This window comes from Fischerella sp. JS2, assembly GCF_032393985.1.
In the GTDB taxonomy this organism is placed as follows: Bacteria; Cyanobacteriota; Cyanobacteriia; order Cyanobacteriales; family Nostocaceae; genus Fischerella.
The window spans coordinates 6,265,641-6,285,334 of record NZ_CP135918.1 but is presented as its reverse complement, the minus strand read 5'-3'; the positions used below and the strand labels follow the sequence as shown (position 1 = coordinate 6,285,334).

At 41.7% G+C, this 19,694-nt stretch carries 16 protein-coding genes; 9 read left to right on the top strand and 7 right to left on the bottom strand.

Annotated features, from left to right (window positions below):
• Positions 1–81 precede the first annotated feature (81 nt).
• The 3 genes from RS893_RS26935 (at position 82) to RS893_RS26925 (ending at position 2,660) form a co-directional block, all read left to right on the top strand.
• Complete coding sequence (locus RS893_RS26935) at positions 82–825, top strand: phycobilisome rod-core linker polypeptide (RefSeq protein ID WP_315788660.1); 744 nt, start codon at positions 82–84, stop codon at positions 823–825.
• 220 nt (positions 826–1,045) lie between these two features.
• Positions 1,046–1,780, top strand: a complete 735-nt coding sequence (locus RS893_RS26930) for a phycobilisome rod-core linker polypeptide (protein ID WP_315788659.1) — start codon at positions 1,046–1,048, stop codon at positions 1,778–1,780.
• Between the two features lie 118 nt (positions 1,781–1,898).
• Positions 1,899–2,660: a phycobilisome rod-core linker polypeptide gene (locus RS893_RS26925; protein ID WP_315788658.1), complete on the top strand. Its 762-nt coding sequence runs from the start codon at positions 1,899–1,901 to the stop codon at positions 2,658–2,660.
• 337 nt (positions 2,661–2,997) lie between these two features.
• Here RS893_RS26925 and psbA read toward each other — a convergent pair whose 3' ends face one another.
• Together psbA and RS893_RS26915 are read right to left on the bottom strand one after the other, a co-directional pair.
• Positions 2,998–4,080: a photosystem II q(b) protein gene (gene psbA / locus RS893_RS26920; protein WP_315788657.1), complete on the bottom strand. Its 1,083-nt coding sequence runs from the start codon at positions 4,078–4,080 to the stop codon at positions 2,998–3,000.
• Positions 4,081–4,260: 180 nt separating this feature from the next.
• Entirely contained in the window at positions 4,261–5,292 is a 1,032-nt protein-coding gene (locus RS893_RS26915; protein ID WP_315788656.1) for a hypothetical protein, read from the bottom strand.
• 350 nt (positions 5,293–5,642) lie between these two features.
• Here RS893_RS26915 and RS893_RS26910 point away from each other — a divergent pair, with 350 nt between their 5' ends.
• The 4 genes from RS893_RS26910 (at position 5,643) to RS893_RS26895 (ending at position 8,475) form a co-directional block, all read left to right on the top strand.
• Positions 5,643–6,263, top strand: coding sequence for a helix-turn-helix transcriptional regulator (locus RS893_RS26910; RefSeq protein WP_315788655.1), 621 nt, complete (start codon positions 5,643–5,645; stop codon positions 6,261–6,263).
• Positions 6,264–6,424: 161 nt separating this feature from the next.
• Positions 6,425–7,390, top strand: a complete 966-nt coding sequence (gene cofG, locus RS893_RS26905; protein WP_315788654.1) for a 7,8-didemethyl-8-hydroxy-5-deazariboflavin synthase subunit CofG — start codon at positions 6,425–6,427, stop codon at positions 7,388–7,390.
• A gap of 633 nt (positions 7,391–8,023) precedes the next feature.
• Entirely contained in the window at positions 8,024–8,275 is a 252-nt protein-coding gene (locus tag RS893_RS26900) for a TPR end-of-group domain-containing protein (protein ID WP_315788653.1), read from the top strand.
• Positions 8,276–8,283: 8 nt separating this feature from the next.
• Positions 8,284–8,475: a DUF2281 domain-containing protein gene (locus tag RS893_RS26895; protein ID WP_315788652.1), complete on the top strand. Its 192-nt coding sequence runs from the start codon at positions 8,284–8,286 to the stop codon at positions 8,473–8,475.
• A 310-nt stretch (positions 8,476–8,785) separates the two neighbouring features.
• On the opposite strand, the gene RS893_RS26890 is transcribed toward RS893_RS26895, so the two are convergent.
• Complete coding sequence (locus RS893_RS26890) at positions 8,786–10,858, bottom strand: di-heme oxidoredictase family protein (protein ID WP_315788651.1); 2,073 nt, start codon at positions 10,856–10,858, stop codon at positions 8,786–8,788.
• 633 nt (positions 10,859–11,491) lie between these two features.
• On the opposite strand from RS893_RS26890, the gene RS893_RS26885 reads away from it, so the two are divergent.
• Both RS893_RS26885 and RS893_RS26880 read left to right on the top strand, forming a co-directional pair.
• The gene (locus tag RS893_RS26885) at positions 11,492–11,884 is read left to right on the top strand and encodes a response regulator (protein ID WP_315788650.1); all 393 of its coding nucleotides are present in this window, start codon (positions 11,492–11,494) and stop codon (positions 11,882–11,884) included.
• A 67-nt stretch (positions 11,885–11,951) separates the two neighbouring features.
• The gene (locus RS893_RS26880; RefSeq protein ID WP_315788649.1) at positions 11,952–12,563 is read left to right on the top strand and encodes a class I SAM-dependent methyltransferase; all 612 of its coding nucleotides are present in this window, start codon (positions 11,952–11,954) and stop codon (positions 12,561–12,563) included.
• A 232-nt stretch (positions 12,564–12,795) separates the two neighbouring features.
• Here RS893_RS26880 and RS893_RS26875 read toward each other — a convergent pair whose 3' ends face one another.
• The 4 genes from RS893_RS26875 to psaA all read right to left on the bottom strand — a co-directional run bounded on the left by RS893_RS26875 (position 12,796) and on the right by psaA (position 19,365).
• Entirely contained in the window at positions 12,796–13,701 is a 906-nt protein-coding gene (locus tag RS893_RS26875) for a site-specific DNA-methyltransferase (RefSeq protein ID WP_315788648.1), read from the bottom strand.
• A gap of 94 nt (positions 13,702–13,795) precedes the next feature.
• A complete protein-coding gene (gene cynS, locus RS893_RS26870) occupies positions 13,796–14,236 on the bottom strand; it encodes a cyanase (protein WP_315788647.1) in 441 nt (146 codons plus the stop codon).
• Positions 14,237–14,713: 477 nt separating this feature from the next.
• Complete coding sequence (gene psaB, locus RS893_RS26865) at positions 14,714–16,939, bottom strand: photosystem I core protein PsaB (RefSeq protein WP_315788646.1); 2,226 nt, start codon at positions 16,937–16,939, stop codon at positions 14,714–14,716.
• 167 nt (positions 16,940–17,106) lie between these two features.
• Positions 17,107–19,365: a photosystem I core protein PsaA gene (gene psaA / locus RS893_RS26860; RefSeq protein WP_315788645.1), complete on the bottom strand. Its 2,259-nt coding sequence runs from the start codon at positions 19,363–19,365 to the stop codon at positions 17,107–17,109.
• Between the last annotated feature and the right edge of the window lie 329 nt (positions 19,366–19,694).

Here is a 19,694-nt window from a genome sequence, read left to right as displayed (position 1 = left end):
AGTGGTTTGCAATACTTTTTGACAACCAACAACCAACAACCAACAACCAACAACTAACATAACAAAGGACAAATATTAACAATGTCAATACCACTACTCCAATACAAACCTAGTTCTCAAAACCAGCGTGTTCCTGGTTACGAAGTACCAAACGAAGATACTCCCAGAACTTATCGTTTAGAAGATTCTCCCACTGAAAGCGAAATCAAAGAATTAATTTGGGCTGGGTATCGACAAATATTTAGCGAACACGAAAATCTCCAGTTTCACCGCCAAAAAAATTTAGAATCCCAGTTGAAAAATCGGGCAATTACTGTGCGTGACTTCATCCGGGGTTTGGCAAAATCAGAAGCTTACCGTCGTCTAGTAGTAGAGACAAACTCTAATTACCGCGTTGTAGAAATTACTCTCAAACGTATTTTAGGTCGTGCGCCTTACAATAAAGACGAAGAAATAGCTTGGTCAATTAAAATTGCCACCAAAGGTTTTAGCGGTTTTGTTGATGCTTTAGTAGATTCTGAAGAGTATCAAATCAATTTTGGTGATAACACTGTTCCTTACCAACGCCGTCGTTTTAAAGACAGACCATTTAATTTGGTAACACCTCGCTACGGCAATTACTGGCGTGATAAACAAGAAACTGAGCGCTATAAATGGGGTGATATTAATAACTTCTTGGATATGGCGAAGTCTATTGAGATCAAAACAGTTTCTTACACACCAGTTAGCACCGACAACATTCAAATTCCTGATACAACAAAGAAGGAAAAACCGCAAGGTATCCCTATTTCTATCAGTCCTAGTGCCAGTTTTCCTGTGCGTTAAGCTAAAGTAAATAGTTAGTAGTTCATGGTTAGTAGATAGTGGTTAACAACTAACAACTAACAATAAACAACTAACAACAAAAAATAAAGAGTGGGTCTGCTAAATCCAGTCATTGTTTCACACAGTTTAGAAGGTTGCAAGATTTGCTTTTGGGAATTTTCTAAAGTGTAAATCTCACAACCTTCTAATGTGGCAAGTTATGTAAAAGGTGAATGGAAAGATGGCACTACCTATACATACCTACAAACCCACTACTCAAAATCAACGAGTTTGTAGTTTTGGAACGGCAGATTTAAATGAAGATAGTCCTTATATCTACCGTCTTGAAGATACAAATTCTAGTGGTGAAATTGCAGAACTGATTTGGGCAGCCTATCGTCAAGTCTTTAACGAACAGGAAATCCTACAATTTAATCGTCAGATTGCTTTAGAAACACAACTAAAAAATCGCTCAATTACGGTACGTGATTTTATTCGTGGTTTGGCAAAATCTGGACGATTTTATCAGCTAGTAGTCGCAGCTAATAATAACTATCGGCTGGTAGAAATCTGTTTAAAGCGATTGTTGGGTCGCGCTCCCTACAATCAAGAAGAAGAAATTGCTTGGTCTATTCAAATCGCTACTTGCGGTTGGTCAGGATTCGTAGATGCCTTAATTGATAGTGAAGAGTACACCGAGGCTTTTGGTGATTATAGCGTACCCTATCAACGCAAACGAATGTCAACAGATAGACCATTCAGCTTTACCCCGCGTTACGGAGAAGATTATCGCGATCGCGCGGGTATTGTTCAGACCAGTTGGATACATCATACTGAATGGTATGGGTTTTTGGCTTCATCGCCATACCCCAAGCAAGTGGATTGGAGGACAATATCAGCCGTCATTATCGGCCTGTCTGGAATAATCGCTTTCTTGCTCATACTAAACTGGTTTGTAAACAGTTCTGCTTTTTAACAAAATGCAGAAACTTAACTAAACAATGAAAGAGGATTGATTAAATCAATCAAACCTCATTCAGTTTTCAACAGCAAGCTCTGTTTAATCTCTTAATAATTAAAGGGGAAAATTGCAAATGGCACTGCCATTACTTGAATACAAACCCAGCAGCCAAAATCATCGAGTCAAAAGCTTTGGAAAGGCTGACCTAAACGAAGATACACCGTATATTTACCGCCTAGAAGATGTCAGTTCTTTTTCTGACATGCAAGACATCATTTGGGCAGCTTATCGCCAAGTTTTCAGCGAACACGAGATTCTTAAGTTCAACCGCCAAAAGCACATCGAATCTCAACTGAAAAACGGCTCATTGACTGTACGCGACTTCATTCGTGGTTTGGCGAAGTCTGAAGCTTTCTACCGCTTAGTTGTTTCAGTTAACAATAACTACCGTCTTGTAGACATTTGCCTCAAGCGCTTTTTAGGTCGTTCTGCTTACAACAAAGAAGAAGAAATTGCTTGGTCTATTGTGATCGCAACTAAAGGTTTTGGCGGTTTCATTGATGCCTTATTAGATAGCGATGAGTACACCGAAGCATTTGGTGATAATACCGTACCCTACCAACGTAAGCGTTTGGTAGATCGTCCCTACAACTTGGTAACACCTCGCTACGGCGAAGATTTCCAAGAAAGTGCTGGTACTGTTTCCACAGATTGGCGCTTTACCCTAGAGAAATTCTACAGCCGCAAGTTCCAAGAACGGCGACTGGCAGAAGGTGATCCACGGAAGTACGCCGATATGGCAGCCTCAATTAATGCTAAGGGCAACTACGCTCAAAATATTCGTGCGGCTGAGCTTGATTACATGAGCTTAGTACCAAATCGTAGTAGACGCTAAAATCCCTACTGCGATCGCTTAGAGTAATACATCAACTTTATACTGGGTCTTGTTTCCCTGTTAATGTAGTGCCTGAGCATTGCGTAAGATGGAAATAAGACCCAGTAATTTTATATCTGGGTTGAAGTGGTGACAAAATAATTTTTTTATAAATCGAACACAGATGAACACAGATAAACACCGATGCACACGGAGATAGAGCGTTTCATCAATTAATAGCGAATTCTCTGTAGAAAAACTCCGCGTTTGCGTTTACTCTGTGTCCCTCTGCGTTTAAAACAAAAGCCCCCTCCAAAGTGGAGGGAGATTTTTTATCTATCTGAAAGACTACTTGATATTAACCGTTGATCGCAGGAGCGGTTAGAGCGACAGGAGCAGATTCAGCAGCAGCCAAGTCGAGGGGGAAGTTGTGAGCGTTACGCTCGTGCATAACTTCCATACCCAGGTTAGCGCGGTTGATGATGTCTGCCCAGGTGTTAATGACGCGACCTTGAGAGTCAATCACTGACTGGTTGAAGTTGAAACCATTCAGATTGAACGCCATTGTGCTGATACCCAGCGCAGTGAACCAGATTCCGACTACAGGCCAAGCAGCCAAGAAGAAGTGCAAGCTGCGAGAGTTGTTGAAGGAAGCGTATTGGAAGATAAGCCTTCCGAAGTAACCGTGAGCAGCTACGATGTTGTAGGTTTCTTCCTCTTGACCGAACTTGTAACCGTAGTTTTGAGATTCGGTTTCGGTTGTTTCACGAACTAAGGAAGATGTAACCAGAGAACCGTGCATTGCACTGAACAAACTTCCACCGAATACACCTGCTACACCTAACTGGTGGAAGGGGTGCATTAAGATGTTGTGTTCGGCTTGGAACACCAACATGAAGTTGAAGGTTCCCGAGATACCCAAGGGCATACCGTCAGAGAAGGAACCTTGACCCAAGGGGTAGATCAAGAAGACTGCGCTTGCTGCTGCTACAGGTGCAGAGTATGCTACGGCAATCCAAGGACGCATCCCTAAGCGGTAGGACAATTCCCACTCACGACCCATGTAGCAGAATACGCCGATTAAGAAGTGGAAAATTACCAACTGGTAAGGACCACCGTTGTACAACCACTCATCTAAGGATGCTGCTTCCCAAATTGGGTAGAAGTGTAAACCGATGGCGTTAGAAGAAGGTACTACTGCACCAGAGATGATGTTGTTGCCGTATAGTAACGAACCTGCTACTGGCTCACGGATTCCATCGATGTCTACAGGAGGTGCGGCGATGAAGGCGATGATGAAGCAGGTGGTTGCGGCTAGCAGCGTCGGGATCATCAATACCCCGAACCAACCGATGTATAGACGGTTGTTGGTGCTGGTGATCCAGTTGCAGAACCGCTCCCATACGTTAGCGCTTTGGGCGCGTTGTAAAGTTGCTGTCATTGTTCTTATGATTGCGAAGATGTTACTTATGATGTTCAGGTAGTTTTTCTACCCTTGTTACATATCTTAAAGTGTGTATTGCGGTTTGTAAAGACTTTTCAGAAATATCTACTTCTGGTATGATATTTACCCCTAATTCATATCCAGATTTATGCGTGGAACCAATCCAAAATCCAAAATCTAAAATCTAAAATCGAATGACACTGCTTGTTCAATATCAAGAGCCAAGAATTTATCTAATGCTAGATACATCCAGTAGAGAGATAATTGTGGATCTGGACTTGTTTTGCGAAAGCCCACTATTGTTGCTAAGTTTTCTGAAGTTGGATGGATGGCGAGTGTATACATGTCGCAAAGATTTGGAAAATCCGCTTGCATCTGGATCAGAGTTTTTTGGACATCTTTTAATAATTGACACAAAAGATGATGTTGCTGGTGGGACAAATCTAGTTGGAAGCTACGGATAAACACAGAAGTACAATCCTTATCCCCTGGTGTTGCCATTTTGATGGGATCGGTTTCTGTAGCAGCACTGAGATGAAGACTTCTGCTAGGGGGGAGAAAGAATTTTTCTTCAGATTCTTTAGCTGTAGGATATACAACATAAAAACCAACTGGATCTTGAGTTTCGCAGCAACGTAATACTCTCATAGATGTTGGATATTGGGCTGCCCAACCACGCAGTATTCTAGCTATTCTCTGGGGGACAGCTGTAGTTTTTTTGTTCATCCAGTTGTAATTCTGAGCCAAAAAACTGGCAACGGGGATGGCATCGGTGCGGGGATTGAAGTTATCAGGTACAAAATCTATTGATTTTTGAGTATTTTCAGAATTGTAAAGATTAGGCGATAAGTACTTAATACGAATACAAGTAGTGTTACCGTCAAACTCTTTCTCAATTAATCCCAAGGCTACGAGTTTATCAATCATCATACCCGCCGCGCGATCGCTTCCTCGTTCTTGCTGACTATAAAAGAGTTCATGGGCTTCGCGATGAGTACAAGCAACAAAGTCTTCTGGTAAAGATAATTCAGTTAAAGGTAGCTGTAACTGCTTACCTAATTCTTGCTGCTGTTTTAGGAATAAGTAAGCCCATAATTTAACGAAGCACTCTGCCCGACGACGCGTTATCCCTACTCGCCCTTTTACCTGCGATACATATTTGCGCTGTTGTTCAATCGGGAACCACTCGTCGATGTTGGCAGGATTCATATAACAAAACTCTTTAGCAAACTTCTCTCAAGCTTGGCAACACAACTAACTACAAAACATCAGAACTCGTGGCTAATGCTTCTCAAAAAGCTAACTAGACACAGCTATCCTTATTATTTCGCGGTTAATGGGCTACACACGTTAGTTTTAGAAAAACTTCACCCTACTTCAGTTTGATTCCGTTAACTAGTAGCTACAAAGTTTCCTTACATCCCTTTTGGGGTGCTTACAACTCAGTCATTGCAGATACATCATCTCCCCCATCAAAATTCAGCTAAGCATCGGAATTGTTTGTTTACAGTTGAATTTTTTGTTTTTGGGCTGAGCCTACAGGGAGATTGATTATGTTTATGAGTAGTAATGAACAAAATCATAACATTGCATCTAGTAAATTCCAGTATATTAAAGTAGACAATTCTTCCATAGATAAATTCCAACCAGCCTTACAAATTTATTTAATGCAAGCTGTTCTTGATAGTTTTGTCGATGGAGTTTTAATACTTACAACTCAACGCCAATTAATTTATGCTAATGAATACGCTCTTGATATTTGTCACCAGTTGAGACAAAACACCCAAAATAAAAATATTATTCCAGATGAAATTTGGTGTTTTTGTGAGTCTATGATTGAAGGTCGCAAATTATTTCCAAAGGGGAATGTATCTATAGAAATAGATGCTAAGAATCAAGTAAAATTACGTGTTAGAGCTAGATGGTTAGACTGGAATAGAAGCAATCAGAGGTTTTTGTTATTAACTTTGGAAGATTGTCAGCAAACTAGCCACAGTATAGCGATCGCTGATGCGAAAAAGTATGGTCTAACTGAACGTGAAGCACAGGTTTGGATGTTACGCCGAGCTAATTTTACTTACAGAGAAATAGCAGATAGGCTGTATATTACTATCAATACTGTTAAAAAGCATCTGAAAAATATATATGCGAAGCAACAGGAAATGATGTATTTGGTATAGTGTGGGAAATTATGAGTTATATCTAATGTGAATTGAAACTGTGACAAAATTTATGTTTTAAATTCGACCACCGATGCACACAGATGCACACAGATAGATACAGTCAGTAAATCTTAAGTAGGGTGCGTTATGGCTTTGCTATCACGCACTGCCAAATACATATGAACATAATTACCTACAGTCCTGCTTACACTATTGTTCCTACTTATGAATGTTTTAATCGCTGTGCCTATTGTAATTTTCGTACAGACCCGGGTAAAAGTCCTTGGCTAAGGATAGCAGCGGCAGCAAATATTTTGCAACAACTTCAAACTCAAAATGTCTGTGAAATTCTCATACTTAGTGGCGAAGTTCACCCCCAATCCTCACGACGTTTAGAATGGTTTGAACACATTTATGATTTGTGTGAATTAGCCTTGACAATGGGTTTTTTGCCGCATACAAATGCTGGGCCGTTGAGTTTTGCGGAAATGCAAAAACTCAAGCAGGTAAACGTTTCTATGGGGTTGATGTTAGAACAGTTAACCCCAGAATTACTGAAAACTGTACATAAACATGCACCGAGTAAATTACCAGCTCTCAGGCTGCAACAATTAGAATGGGCTGGAGAATTAAAAATTCCGTTTACAACAGGTTTATTGTTGGGAATTGGAGAAACGGAAAATGATTGGTGGGAAACTTTGGAAGCAATAGCCAATTTGCATCAGCGTTATCATCACATTCAAGAAGTGATTCTGCAACCCCACAGTCCTGGAAATCAGCAAAGCTTTGATGCGCCACCCTTTGACCCGAATCAGCTACCAGAAGTCATTTTTAAAGCACGTCAAATTTTACCGTCAGATATTACTATTCAAATTCCACCGAATTTAGTTAAAGATGAGAAGTGGTTACTCACATGTTTAGCAGCTGGCGCGAGAGATTTAGGTGGAATTGGCCCTGTAGATGAAGTTAATCCTGATTATCCTCATATGCAAGAGCAGGAGCTAAGAGAAATTTTACAGCCTGTGGGGTGGGAGTTAGTGCCGAGGTTGCCAGTTTATCCGCAGTTTGATAGTTGGTTGTCACAGGAGTTGCAAGTAGCAGTGAAGCGGTGGCGGAACCTCACCCCCAGCCCCTCTCCTTGGTAAGGAGAGGGGAGTAGAAATTAGATATTTTGCAACAGAGTCTCCAAAGCCTCGTTACCAGGTTCAACTTGCTAACGAGAATTAGAGCCTCTGGCTCTTAATTTATCAGTAAACGAGTATCACAACTGCGTCGATGAGTCTTGGAAACAGATGAACGAGTATTAGAACTGCGTCGGCGAGTCTTTGAACTAGAATGAACGAGTATCACAACTGCGTCGATGAGTCTTGGAAACAGATGAACGAGTATTAGAACTGCGTCGGCGAGTCTTTGAACTCAATAAATGAGTAATATAACTCCGTCATTGAGTCTTTGAAATAAATAAACGAGTATTAAAACTTCATTCGCGAGTATTAAAGCTTCGTTGAACACGAATTAAAATTCTTGCTGGGTTAGCTTTACCCAGTAGTTGTCAAGATTTAATTCAGGGTTTGTATTTAGTGCTGAAAAAATAAGGACTAAAGTCCTTACTACAAACTTTCTTCGCCAGCATTTAACCCTTTATAATCTCGAAGGAGATATTTACGAGCCAGGATTGCAAAAATTTAAAGAAGTGATTTACAAGCGAATTCGACAAATCACACCGGAATTATCAATAGAAAACGAAATTTTTGATAGTCAACAAACTTTAGATAAACTTGCTGTATTCAGCAAAAGAATACGAAGATGCGATCGCATCCTACAACAAAGCCGTTGCAATTAAAGTTGACGACCACGAAGCTTGGTACAACAAAGCTTGTTGTTATGCACTACAAAGAAATATTGAACAAGCAATTGCAAACTTGCAAAAAGCAATTATTCTTAATCCCGAATGTCGAGAAATGGCAAAAACCGACTCTGATTTTGATGCTATTCGAGAAAATGAGAGATTTCAGACGTTAATACAATAGGAGGAAGTATGAATATTGAACAAGCAGTATTAGATAATCTGCGGATACTCCCTTATGAAAAACAACAGGAAGTACTAGATTTTGTAGAATTTCTCGTGCAAAAATCACGACAGCTAAAGCAAGTAACCAACAAAGCATCAGATGCTACTGTTTCATCAATAAATCCAAGAAAAACAATTATCTTTGCAAGAAATTGCTAGGCTTCCTGTCGAGGAAAGGCATAAATTACTAGCACCTTATATAGACTCAACAGTTGAAGATTTTTTCAAACATCCAGAATTAACAGAGTTTTCTGTTCTAGATGGGGAAGAACCGCAAAGGACACAAAGAACACAAAGGAAAGACGTTTATAAAGAGTTTTTGTCACAATCCTATATATTTTGGCAAAATTGAGATGCTCATCAGATCGCTCAGATCCGCGACTTTTTAGAAAAGTCGCGGATCTTGTTTTTCACAAATGATGTATGTAGGATGGCTATAGTTGCAATGTCCGGTGCAAACCACCCCAACCTAAAATCGACTAGGGTCATCATCCAGTGCTAACAAGAAGTTAATCAAGTCAGTTTGCTTCTCACGACCCACATAAAATTCATGACCAGTACCATCAAGATTACTCCTCACCAAAGCAGGGTTAGCTTGGTTGGCTGCTATAACTTGGGTGCGGAGTTCCTCATCTAGCAAGGCGCGCAAGCTGCTAGCAGGATCGGCGGGTATGCTTTGACTGAGAGTACCAGTTAATCCCAAGCCTGTGGGGTCAACTACATTAAAGTTGCCATCTGAGTTAACTTGCAAACTTCCAACCCTGACTGCTGCACCACCATCGTGCAAATATGGGGCGCTGAAGTAAAGACCCCGTAAGGAAGTAGTTTTATAACCTCCCTCTGGCAATATACCTGTAGGTAAAGTTGTCGGGTTAACAGAAATGCCTTCTGTTGGTACATCCAGAACTGTAGCATTGGCAGGTACAGGCACAGGTGTATCGAAGCTGTATATTTTTGGTGGCACTAACAAATCATTGAGTTTCAGGCGAGATTTACCACGTTCAGGGTTAGTACCAATTTCACTAACTGGATGAATTTTGTTATCGGTAAAGAAAGGTGGAATGTGACAAGTTGCACATCCGGCTTCCTGAAATATTTTTGCCCCCCGCACAACAGAACCGCTTTTTAGTGCTTGCCAATTTTCGCGAGTGCGGTTAGCAGGTGGCAATAAATTATTTTGGAAAGCTGACATCGCATTGCTGGCAAATAAGAAATTACCACTGGCGATATCATCTGACTTATTAGTGTCGGGACTGAAAACCAAACCGTTGTATGTAAACAAACTAGGACTTAAGTTGGGATAAGTACCTGTTCCAGGTGCAGGGATTTGATCTTCTAACTCTGCTTGGATAACATCTGGTGCAACCTGTCGCAGCCACTCTGAAGGTTTCACTGGTTGTCCTGGTGGTAAACGCAGACGTGGGTCAGCAGCATTCTGGAGAAATGTGCCAATGTAGACTTCTGAGTCAATACCAAGAGTTTTTTGACTTAGTTGGGCAGCTGCTAACAGGTTAATTTCTGAAGAGTGGACTGCATTGTTAATAGCGCTGAGTCCAGCAAACGGCCCAACAGCAAACTGTCCATCAGCTAAATAAGGATGTGTCTGAAAAGTGAAGACACTGGGAATTTGGGTAGTATTGTCGATGCCATCTGGGGAACTCTCGAAGTGACCAAAAGGCACATCTAATACAGCATCGTCGAAGGCTTGTTCAAATTTATCAGGGTCGGGTAATGTAACCAAATTACCTTGACTATCAATAATAGTTTTACCTTTACCTTGGTACTGTGGGTCTAGAGGATTAAAGTTTAACCTGGCAAATCCGGCGGCTGAATTTGGTGCTAAAGCAACTAATAGAGGTATCGCAAGTTCACCATTGGGTACTCCAGCTAAGCGTTTACCTTGACCAGAAACAACTGCGTGGCAGGCTGCACAGCTAATATCGCCGTTTTGTTTGATTCCCAAAGGAAAAAGTGTTCCTCTTTCCACTTTTAAACCTGTGTTGATCACAGTTCCTTGAGGAAATGTCCGACTACCCAGTGTTATGTCTTTTTGCAGGGTAATTTGTAAGTTGTTTGTCGCCTGTCCGCCTAATTGAGCGATCGCTGTAGTTAATTCTGGCAAAATGCGAATTAAGCCCCTTCTAAAACCAAACACATCTTGCAAACCAAAGTCATCGCCTATTTTCCTGTTAAAAAATATATCTTCGCCTTTGTCAATTAATTCTTGTGTAATTTCGACTGCGCCTATTTTTTGATAAGAAATAGGGTCACTCGGATCAAGTTGCTTTTCTTGTACTAACTTTGCCGCATCTTGGGGACTCAGGAGTTTACCGAAGTAGTCGTAATAGCCAAGCGGCTGAGTGGGTGCAGCTTGTAAAAGACTAATTCTGGCTAAGGTTGGCTGACTTGCCAGCAACCAATTTGATAGCAGAATGCCAAAAAAACTAATAATGAAAACGAAGACTAAAAAGAAAATTCGGGTTCTAAATGCAAACAGTCCCCTAAATACACTTTTTTTAGGGATTGTTTTTCTATTTTTCATAGTGATGGGCTTTTGATTTATGTAGTTAGGTAAAGTGTGCAAATACGTATATGCACACAAACTTGAGGTTTTGTATGACGGAATATTATACTTGTGTAATTCAGTATTTGCTGAGCAATCAACAGATTTTGCAACTCAAATTAATATTGTGAAAATACTTGAAATATTCGCTGCTATCTTTACTAGGGAAAATATGTAGAGACCTTCACACTACTAGGATGCCCGTATCAAACTCAAATACCTCTATTCTAACTATTACACAAAATTAGTCAGGTTCCACCTGTAGTAAAAGTTAGTAGAAAATTGCTATAAGTTACACTAGGATACCCAGGCGATCGCATTTTTTCAGTTTTTAGATTTCTCCAATAACAGTTAATTTGTACTACAAATCAAAAGTAATTTAACTTACATCAATAACCTCTACCTCAACTAAGTAGAGTTTTCTATTAATCATGTATTATTTTTCTTATTATTTTTAATATTTCTTTAGATATTTTTATATTATGCCTACAGTAAGAGGCAGATAACACCAAAGTAAGAGGAAATATAGAATAAAAACCGTTTTCTTTTGGAAGAGCCTAATTTTTGGAGTCTCTTCTTATAAAATGACACATTTAATAAATCTCTTGTTGTATGAGTTGTTTGGTTACGGAAGAAAATTTGAATAAAAAGCAAATTCTTGTTGTTGATGATGTCATCGATAATTCTTTGCTACTAGCAACAATACTAGAGTCTGAAGGCTATCAAGTTGACATTGCTTCTTGTGGATATACAGCAATTGCTAAAATTGAAGCCAATCCACCAAGCTTAGTATTGTTGGATTTAATGATGCCTGAATTAGATGGTTACGAGGTAGCGAAATGGATTCGACAAAACCAGCCTTCTGTTGCAATCATGATAGTGACCGCCTATGACGAATTACCAACATTCGATCAGCAGCAACTACGTGTAGATGGATTTCTTCACAAACCCATCAATATTGATGAATTATTGATGCAAGTGGAGGCTATTCTAGAAAAAAAATGAAGGAAAAAACTACAATAGAAACTATCTTACTAAAAGTAGTCAGATAGTTTCTGACTTAAGTTAAATAATGACTAATAATTATCTCATTAACAAAAAGCTATTTTTTGATATTTGGGCGCTAAGTTACGACTGGTTATTTCCTTCAGTATTTTACCAAGCTATCCATAAACGACTACTAGATTACGTTAACTTACCACCTCATTCAAATATACTTGACCTTGGCTGTGGTACTGGACGCTTGCTTGACCGTCTAGCAAATCAGTTTCTTGATATGTCTGCTACTGGATTGGATTTATCGCCTCAGATGCTACGAGTAGCAAGACAAAACAATCGTCATCATCCTCGTCTAATATATGTTGAAGGCAAAGCCGAATCTCTTGCGTTTGCAGATAGCCAATTTGATGCCGTTTTCAATACTTTTAGTTTTTTACATTATTTACAACCTGAAAAAGTTTTGACAGAAGTTGCAAGAGTACTGAAAAAAGGTGGATACTTTTACTTAGTTGATAGTACTGTTAAAATTCAGACAAAATCTCAGGTGATACCTCTAACTCCTGGTGGAGTGAGATTTTATAACCAAAAGCAGCGTGAAAAACTTGGTCACAATGTTGGTCTGGAATGTGTCAGTCATCACTATTTATTTGGTCCAGTTTTGTTGACAATTTTCGTGAAAAAATAGGGATTGAATCAGTGAACAGTTATCAGGTATATGGTGAGGTATTTAAACGCAGTAATGAAACTGATAACTGTTAAAAGATAGGTCAAACATTAGACCTTTTACATTAATTATAAAAACCCCTCAATTCCCCCGTGAACTGGGGAAGAAAAGGAAAAACTTTTACTTTTAATATCGGAGGGTAGGGGAGGAGTCTAATATTATTCATGTGTTGCATTGTTTTTTCAAATTGGTATTACTCCTCAAACCGATAACGACTCCCGATAATATAATCTTCACTCATTTCAAACGAAATCCATCGCCTCTGCCAACTCTCTGCCACAAAACCCGTTGTATTAGAACCTGCAAAAGGATCTAAAACTAAATCGCCTTGATCTGTTAAAAATTTGATAAAAAACTCTGCGAAACCTTGGGGAAAACGTGCGGGATGGGGTTGTATGCTTGCTGCTTTGCAGCGACGCAGGTATCCACTGTTGGATTCTGTATTGGCAATTTCTAGTAAGTTAGGTGGTATTGCACCTTGATTATCTTTTTGGAAACGATCAGAAATATCATGTCCACTAGGACGCATTTTCGCTTTATAACCATTTTTAAGTAACTGCTTCATACTCTCGCTGTATGGCTTTAAAACTTTTCTATTATCTGCTTTTGGGTGAGGTGTTTTCGATAACCACCAAACTACATTTACTGAATCTTTCACACGAATTCGTCTAATTGTTACCCACTCAGCTGGGGTAGGCAATCGCGCTGGATTATAGTGATAAAATTCTTGGGCAAGAAAAAAGCCGACTTCTTTGCAAAGCCTGATTAATAATTCATATTGGTAGATACTGCGTACTGGATTACCAGGTAGGTAAGCACCGCCTAAATCCAATATAAATGAGCCATCATCTGCAAGTACCCGTTTAAATTCGTAGGCGAAAGGTAGAAACCACTCGATATATTTTTCAGCACTTTGATTGCCGTATTCTTTTTGACGGGTAAGTGCAAATGGTGGTGAAGTCAAGATTAAATTTATGCTGTTATCTTGAATAGATTTAATTAGTTCTTGGCTATCACCTAAATATGCTGAGCCGTATTTTTGAGTATAGTAAGGGGTTAAATTTATTGTTATTTGTGGTGTTATTTGTTCTTGGGTCAAGAGGATTTATATTTATAACTTGTGGTCAATTCTTATTGAATTCCCCTCTTGACAAAGAGGGGTACTTATCAGGAAAATCCAGCAGAAATTAAACCTACCACTTTTTATAGGGAAGAAATTTCCCAGACATAATTACTTTGACGCGATCGCCTTTGGGGTCTTCTTCTTTTTCAATATCCAAAGTAAAATCAATTGCGCTCATGATTCCATCGCCAAACTTTTCGTGAATCACCGCTTTCATTGGCATTCCATACACCTGCATAATTTCGTAGAAACGGTAAATCAGAGGATCTGTTGGTACAACAGGGCCTAATCCTTTTACAGGACATTGTGTTAATTCTTTCACATAACTTTCATCAAGTCCTAATGCTTCAACTAATTGTTTTGCCTCTTCCTCGGAAGCACTAGCTTGACGATAGATTACAGCCGCAATCCAGACTTCATCACGTCCCAAAATCTTTTCTAAATCTGTAAAGCTTAGTCCCTTGTCTTTTTTCGCCGCCAACAGTTTTTGAGTTATTTCGGGAATAGACACTTTTAGACTCCTTGTGCTAAGCAACTGCTGGTCTCAGATTATATATTGCGATCGCTTGTTTATTAATCTCAAAATTAGATTAGCGTTCAATTTATGAGCTTATATATTTTTGGTTTTTCAAAATGTTTTTATCGCATTATTGCTCTTTTCATAATACAGGCAATCTCACCATATCCAGGCTGTCCCGTTAGTCCTTATCCAAAAATTATTACCTATCACTTATAGCCCTTTCTCCTACCCCACTCAAGCCAAGCTTTAGTCATCTGTTTTGTGTTTCCTTTATACTGTGGAGGTACAGGATCTTCTCTGCTAATAGATTTTAGTGCCCAGAACCATTGTCCAGATTTTTTTTCAAGCTCTCTTAGTAGTAGTGGTATCGCTTTGTAAGCAAGCAATAGTTAATTTGATTATTCAAACAAAATCCCCCACCTTGCGGCAGGGGACTTTACTAATTATCTATCAAAACTAGCAGCCAGGTTAACCGAACTTACCAGCTGTCGAGGCAATGAGGAATGCTGCGTAGGTGAGGACGTAGCCCACAGCGAAGTGAGTTAAACCAACCAAACGAGCTTGAACGATAGACAAAGCAACGGGCTTGTCTTTCCAGCGAACCAGGTTCGCAATTGGAGTACGTTCGTGGGCCCAAACAAGAGTTTCGATCAACTCTTGCCAGTAACCTCTCCAGGAGATAAGGAACATGAAGCCGGTTGCCCAAACTAGGTGTCCGAAGAGGAACATCCAAGCCCAAACAGACAGGTTGTTCATGCCGTAGGGGTTGTAACCATTGATCAACTGAGCGGAGTTAGCCCACAGATAATCACGGAACCAGCCCATTAAGTAAGTAGAAGATTCGTTGAACTGAGCAACGTTACCTTGCCAAATACCTAGATGCTTCCAGTGCCAGTAGAAAGTTACCCAACCTACTGTGTTCAATGCCCAGAAGGTAGCGAGGTAGAAGGAGTCCCAACCGGAGATATCGCAAGTACCGCCACGACCAGGACCGTCACAAGGGAAGGCATAGCCGAAGTCCTTTTTATCGGGCATCAGCTTAGAACCACGAGCATCCAAAGCACCTTTAACTAATACCAAGGTGGTGGTGTGGATAGCTAGCGCGAAGGCATGGTGTACTAGGAAGTCACCAGGGCCAATAGTTAAGAAGAGGGAGTTAGTACCAGAGTTGATAGCATCCAACCAACCAGACAACCAAACGTTGCCGTAGTTGGGATAAGCTGTGTAAGCAACGCTATCTGGGTTGGACAACAGAACGTTGAGTCCGTACAGCACTTTACCGTGAGAAGCTTGGATAAATTGAGCAAACACAGGCTCAATCAAAATTTGCTTTTCTGGTGTGCCAAAAGCAACTACTACGTCGTTGTGAACATACAAACCCAAGGTGTGGAAGCCCAAGAAGAGGGATACCCAGCTGAGGTGAGAGATGATCGCTTCTTTGTGCTTCAGCACGCGCTCAAGTACGTTGCCCTTGTTTTGTTCGGGATCGTAGTCACGTACCCAGAAGATGGCACCGTGAGCGAAAGCACCGAGCATCAAGAATATAGCAATGTACTGGTGGTGAGTGTACAGCGCTGCCTGAGTTGTGTAGTCCTTAGCAATAAATGCGTAAGGAGGCAGAGAGTACATGTGCTGCGCTACCAAGGAGGTGATTACACCCAAGCAAGCTAGGTGCCAACCCAACTGGAAGTGCAAAGAGTTGTTGTAGGTTTCATAAATGCCTTGGTGAGGCATGTTGAAGGGGCCTTCAACGGGCTTACCGAAGAAGGTTTTGGCATCCATCATTTCTTTGATGCTGTGACCGATGCCAAAGTTGGTGCGGTACATGTGACCAGCAACGATAAACAGAACTGCGATCGCTAAGTGGTGGTGAGCCATATCAGTCAACCACAGCGATTCAGTCTGGGGATGGAAACCACCCAAGAAGGTGAGAATCGCAGTACCAGCACCTTGGGAAGTACCAAACACGTGGCTAGCAGTGTCTGGGTTTTCTGCATAAACACCCCAGTTACCAGTGAAGAAGGGCTGTAAGCCAGCCGGGTGGGGTAAGGTGCTGAGGAAGTTATCCCAGCCTACGTGCTGTCCGCGAGATTCTGGGATTGCAACGTGAACCAAGTGACCAGTCCAAGCCAATGAACTTACACCAAACAGACCTGCCAAATGGTGGTTAAGACGAGACTCAGCCATCTTGAACCAAGCCAGGCTAGGACGGAACTTGGGTTGTAAGTGCAGCCAACCTGCAAACAGGAACAAGGATGCCAACACTAGGAGGAAGATGGAACCCATATAGAGGTCGCCATTTGTCCGCATACCGATGGTGTACCACCAATGGTAGATACCAGAGTATGTAATGTTGACTGGGTTGCTAGCACCACCTTGAGTAAAAGCTTCTATTGCGGGTTTACCAAAGTGAGGGTCCCAAATCGCGTGAGCAATAGGACGGATATGAAGGGGATCTTTAATCCACTGTTCAAAGTTACCTTGCCAGGCTACATGGAAGAGAAGGCTGGAAGCCCACAGGAAAATGATTGCCAGGTGACCGAAGTGAGTAGCGAAAATCTTTTGGTAAAGATTTTCTTCAGTCATGCCATCATGGCTTTCAAAATCATTTCCCATAGCCATCGCATACCAGATCCGACGTGTAGTCGGGTCTTGTGCGAGATCCTGGCTAAATTTTGGAAATTTTGTTGCCATAGGTTTCGATAAGTCCTCTGACTTTTAGCCATCACGTATCAGCTTTGTTAGTTGTTAGTTGTTAGTTGTTAGTTGTTAGTTGCTTGTTGTTTGTTGTTTAACGATACAACCACCAACAAAATCCTACTAACCACCAACTACTAACTACTAACTCTTCTGGCTGATTGCTAGCCTATTGAAAGGATGTGTGCGTGGAAGAATGCCCAGGTTGTGGCAATTCCTCCTAATAGGTAGTGAGCTACACCTACAGCCCGACCTTGAATAATACTCAGAGCGCGGGGCTGAATTGAGGGTGCTACTTTCAGTTTATTATGCGCCCAAACAATGGACTCAATCAGTTCTTGCCAGTAACCACGACCACTGAACAGGAACATTAAGCTGAATGCCCAAACGAAGTGTGCGCCCAAGAACATCAATCCATAAGCTGACAGTGCGCTGCCATAGGAATTGATGACTTGTGTAGCTTGTGCCCATAAGAAATCACGCAACCAGCCATTAATGGTGATGGCACTCTGGGCAAAGTTACCACCAGTGACATGAGACACGTTACCAGCTGCGTCTACTGTTCCCCAGACGTCAGATTGCATTTTCCAGCTGAAGTGGAAAATAGCGATCGAAATGGTGTTGTACATCCAGAACAGTCCGAGGAATACATGGTCCCAACCAGATACTTGGCAGGTGCCGCCACGACCAGGACCATCGCAGGGGAAGCGGAAGCCCAGGTTTGCTTTGTCTGGAATCAGACGAGAACTACGAGCAAACAGGAATCCTTTTAAAAGAATGAGCGTGGTGACATGAATTTGGAATGCGTGAATATGGTGGATCATGAAGTCCGCCGTACCCAACGCGATCGGCATCATTGCCACTTTGCCACCTACAGCGAGGATACCACCGCCGAAGGCATAACTGACAGGTTCAAGTGCATTAGGTGCGGTTGCACCAGGAGCTAGGGTGTGGAGGTTTTGTACCCACTGAGCAAATACTGGCTGCAACTGAATTGCTGTGTCAGAGAACATGTCTTGGGGACGGCCCAAGGCACGCATTGTATCGTTGTGAACGTATAGTCCAAAGCTATGGAAGCCAAGGAATATACATACCCAGTTCAGGTGAGAGATGATTGCATCTCGGTGGCGAATTACGCGATCCAAAACGTTGTTTTGGTTCACTACTGGGTCGTAATCGCGCACCATAAAGATGGCAGCGTGGGCTGCACCACCAACAATTAAGAAGCCGCCAATCCACATGTGATGAGTGAAAATACACAGTTGGGTGGCGTAGTCTGTTGCCAAGTACGGATACGGAGGCATCGCGTACATGTGGTGTGCCACGATAATGGTCAATGAACCCAGCATGGCAAGGTTAGTGCCTAACTGCGCGTGCCAGGATGTGGTCATATTTTCATAGAGACCCTTGTGACCATCACCAGTGAAGGGACCTTTGTGGTTTTCGAGGATCTCTTTGATGCTGTGACCGATACCCCAGTTGGTACGGTATTGGTGACCAGCAATGATAAACAATACCGCGATCGCCAAGTGGTGATGAGCAATGTCTGTCATCCACAAGCCGCCTGTAACTGGGTTAAGACCTCCCTTGAAGGTGAGGAAGTCTGAATATACACCCCAGTTCAGGGTGAAAAATGGTGCTAGACCCTTGGCAAAGCTGGGATACAGATCGATTAAATTCGCTGAGTTCAAGATGAACTCGTGGGGCAAGGGGATATCCTTGACAGCGACTCCTGCATCCAAGAGCTTGTTAGTTGGCGCGGATACGTGGATGATGTGACCAGCCCAGCCCAAGGAACCACAACCTAGCAGCACTTGCAAGTGGTGATTCAGCATGGACTCAGCGTTCTGGAACCATTCCAACTTGGGAGCGCGCTTATGGTAGTGGAACCAGCCAGCAAACAAGAGCAAGCCTGCTAATACTAGACCACCGATCGCAGTGCAATAAAGTTGGAACGAATTGGTAATACCCCAACCACGCCAAACTTGGAACAAGCCAGAAGTAATTTGAATACCGTGGAAGCCGCCACCGACATCCCCATTCAAAATATCTTGACCAACGATTGGCCAAACGACTTGAGCACTAGGTCTAACGTTGAGAGGGTCGCTTAACCAAGCTTCGTAATTGGAAAAACGAGCGCCGTGGAAAATCATCCCGCTCAGCCACAGAGTCACTACGGCTAAGTGACCGAAGTGTGCTGCAAATATCTTGCGGGAAATGTCTTCTAAATCGCTTGTATGTGTATCAAAATCGTGGGCGAGTGCGTGCAGGTTCCAAATCCACGTGGTGGTTTTGGGGCCTTTGGCTAGAGTTCTGTCGAAGTGTCCTGGCTTAGCCCACCGCTCAAATGAAGTGGGAACCGGGTCGTTATCGACGATCACTCTTGCCTTTTTTTCCTCTCGCTCCGGAGGACTTATTGTCATTCGACCTCCTCTCTTAAAAAGGACTGAGGAATTATGGTTACCACAGGACGTCTTCTTTAGGCTTTTGTAAAGCTTAGTCGCCTTCTCCATTAATTTTTTGGAGCTGCGATGAAGACCTTGTGTGGAGAGTGGTTTCTGTTGAATTATAAAGTCTTCTCTCGCACATTGTTGGAGACATTTTAACAATAATTCAAAATCCTTGGAGTAACTGCGTAATCTGCTTTTTGAGTTCAAAGCACTTGTCAAAAAGTCAATAGTTTCTCCATATATTTTACAAAGGTAAACAATTCGCAAACTTTATAGTTCAATTTGAAGCAACTTACTCTATC

What these genes read in the sequence shown, in the direction of transcription:
- RS893_RS26935 (WP_315788660.1), top strand. Translation starts at nt 82, where the DNA reads ATGTCAATACCACTACTCCAATACAAACCTAGTTCTCAAAACCAGCGT.
- RS893_RS26930 (WP_315788659.1), top strand. Translation starts at nt 1,046, where the DNA reads ATGGCACTACCTATACATACCTACAAACCCACTACTCAAAATCAACGA.
- RS893_RS26925 (WP_315788658.1), top strand. Translation starts at nt 1,899, where the DNA reads ATGGCACTGCCATTACTTGAATACAAACCCAGCAGCCAAAATCATCGA.
- psbA (WP_315788657.1), bottom strand. Translation starts at nt 4,080, where the DNA reads ATGACAGCAACTTTACAACGCGCCCAAAGCGCTAACGTATGGGAGCGG.
- RS893_RS26915 (WP_315788656.1), bottom strand. Translation starts at nt 5,292, where the DNA reads ATGAATCCTGCCAACATCGACGAGTGGTTCCCGATTGAACAACAGCGC.
- RS893_RS26910 (WP_315788655.1), top strand. Translation starts at nt 5,643, where the DNA reads ATGAGTAGTAATGAACAAAATCATAACATTGCATCTAGTAAATTCCAG.
- cofG (WP_315788654.1), top strand. Translation starts at nt 6,425, where the DNA reads ATGAACATAATTACCTACAGTCCTGCTTACACTATTGTTCCTACTTAT.
- RS893_RS26895 (WP_315788652.1), top strand. Translation starts at nt 8,284, where the DNA reads ATGAATATTGAACAAGCAGTATTAGATAATCTGCGGATACTCCCTTAT.
- RS893_RS26890 (WP_315788651.1), bottom strand. Translation starts at nt 10,858, where the DNA reads ATGAAAAATAGAAAAACAATCCCTAAAAAAAGTGTATTTAGGGGACTG.
- RS893_RS26885 (WP_315788650.1), top strand. Translation starts at nt 11,492, where the DNA reads ATGAGTTGTTTGGTTACGGAAGAAAATTTGAATAAAAAGCAAATTCTT.
- RS893_RS26880 (WP_315788649.1), top strand. Translation starts at nt 11,952, where the DNA reads ATGACTAATAATTATCTCATTAACAAAAAGCTATTTTTTGATATTTGG.
- psaB (WP_315788646.1), bottom strand. Translation starts at nt 16,939, where the DNA reads ATGGCAACAAAATTTCCAAAATTTAGCCAGGATCTCGCACAAGACCCG.
- psaA (WP_315788645.1), bottom strand. Translation starts at nt 19,365, where the DNA reads ATGACAATAAGTCCTCCGGAGCGAGAGGAAAAAAAGGCAAGAGTGATC.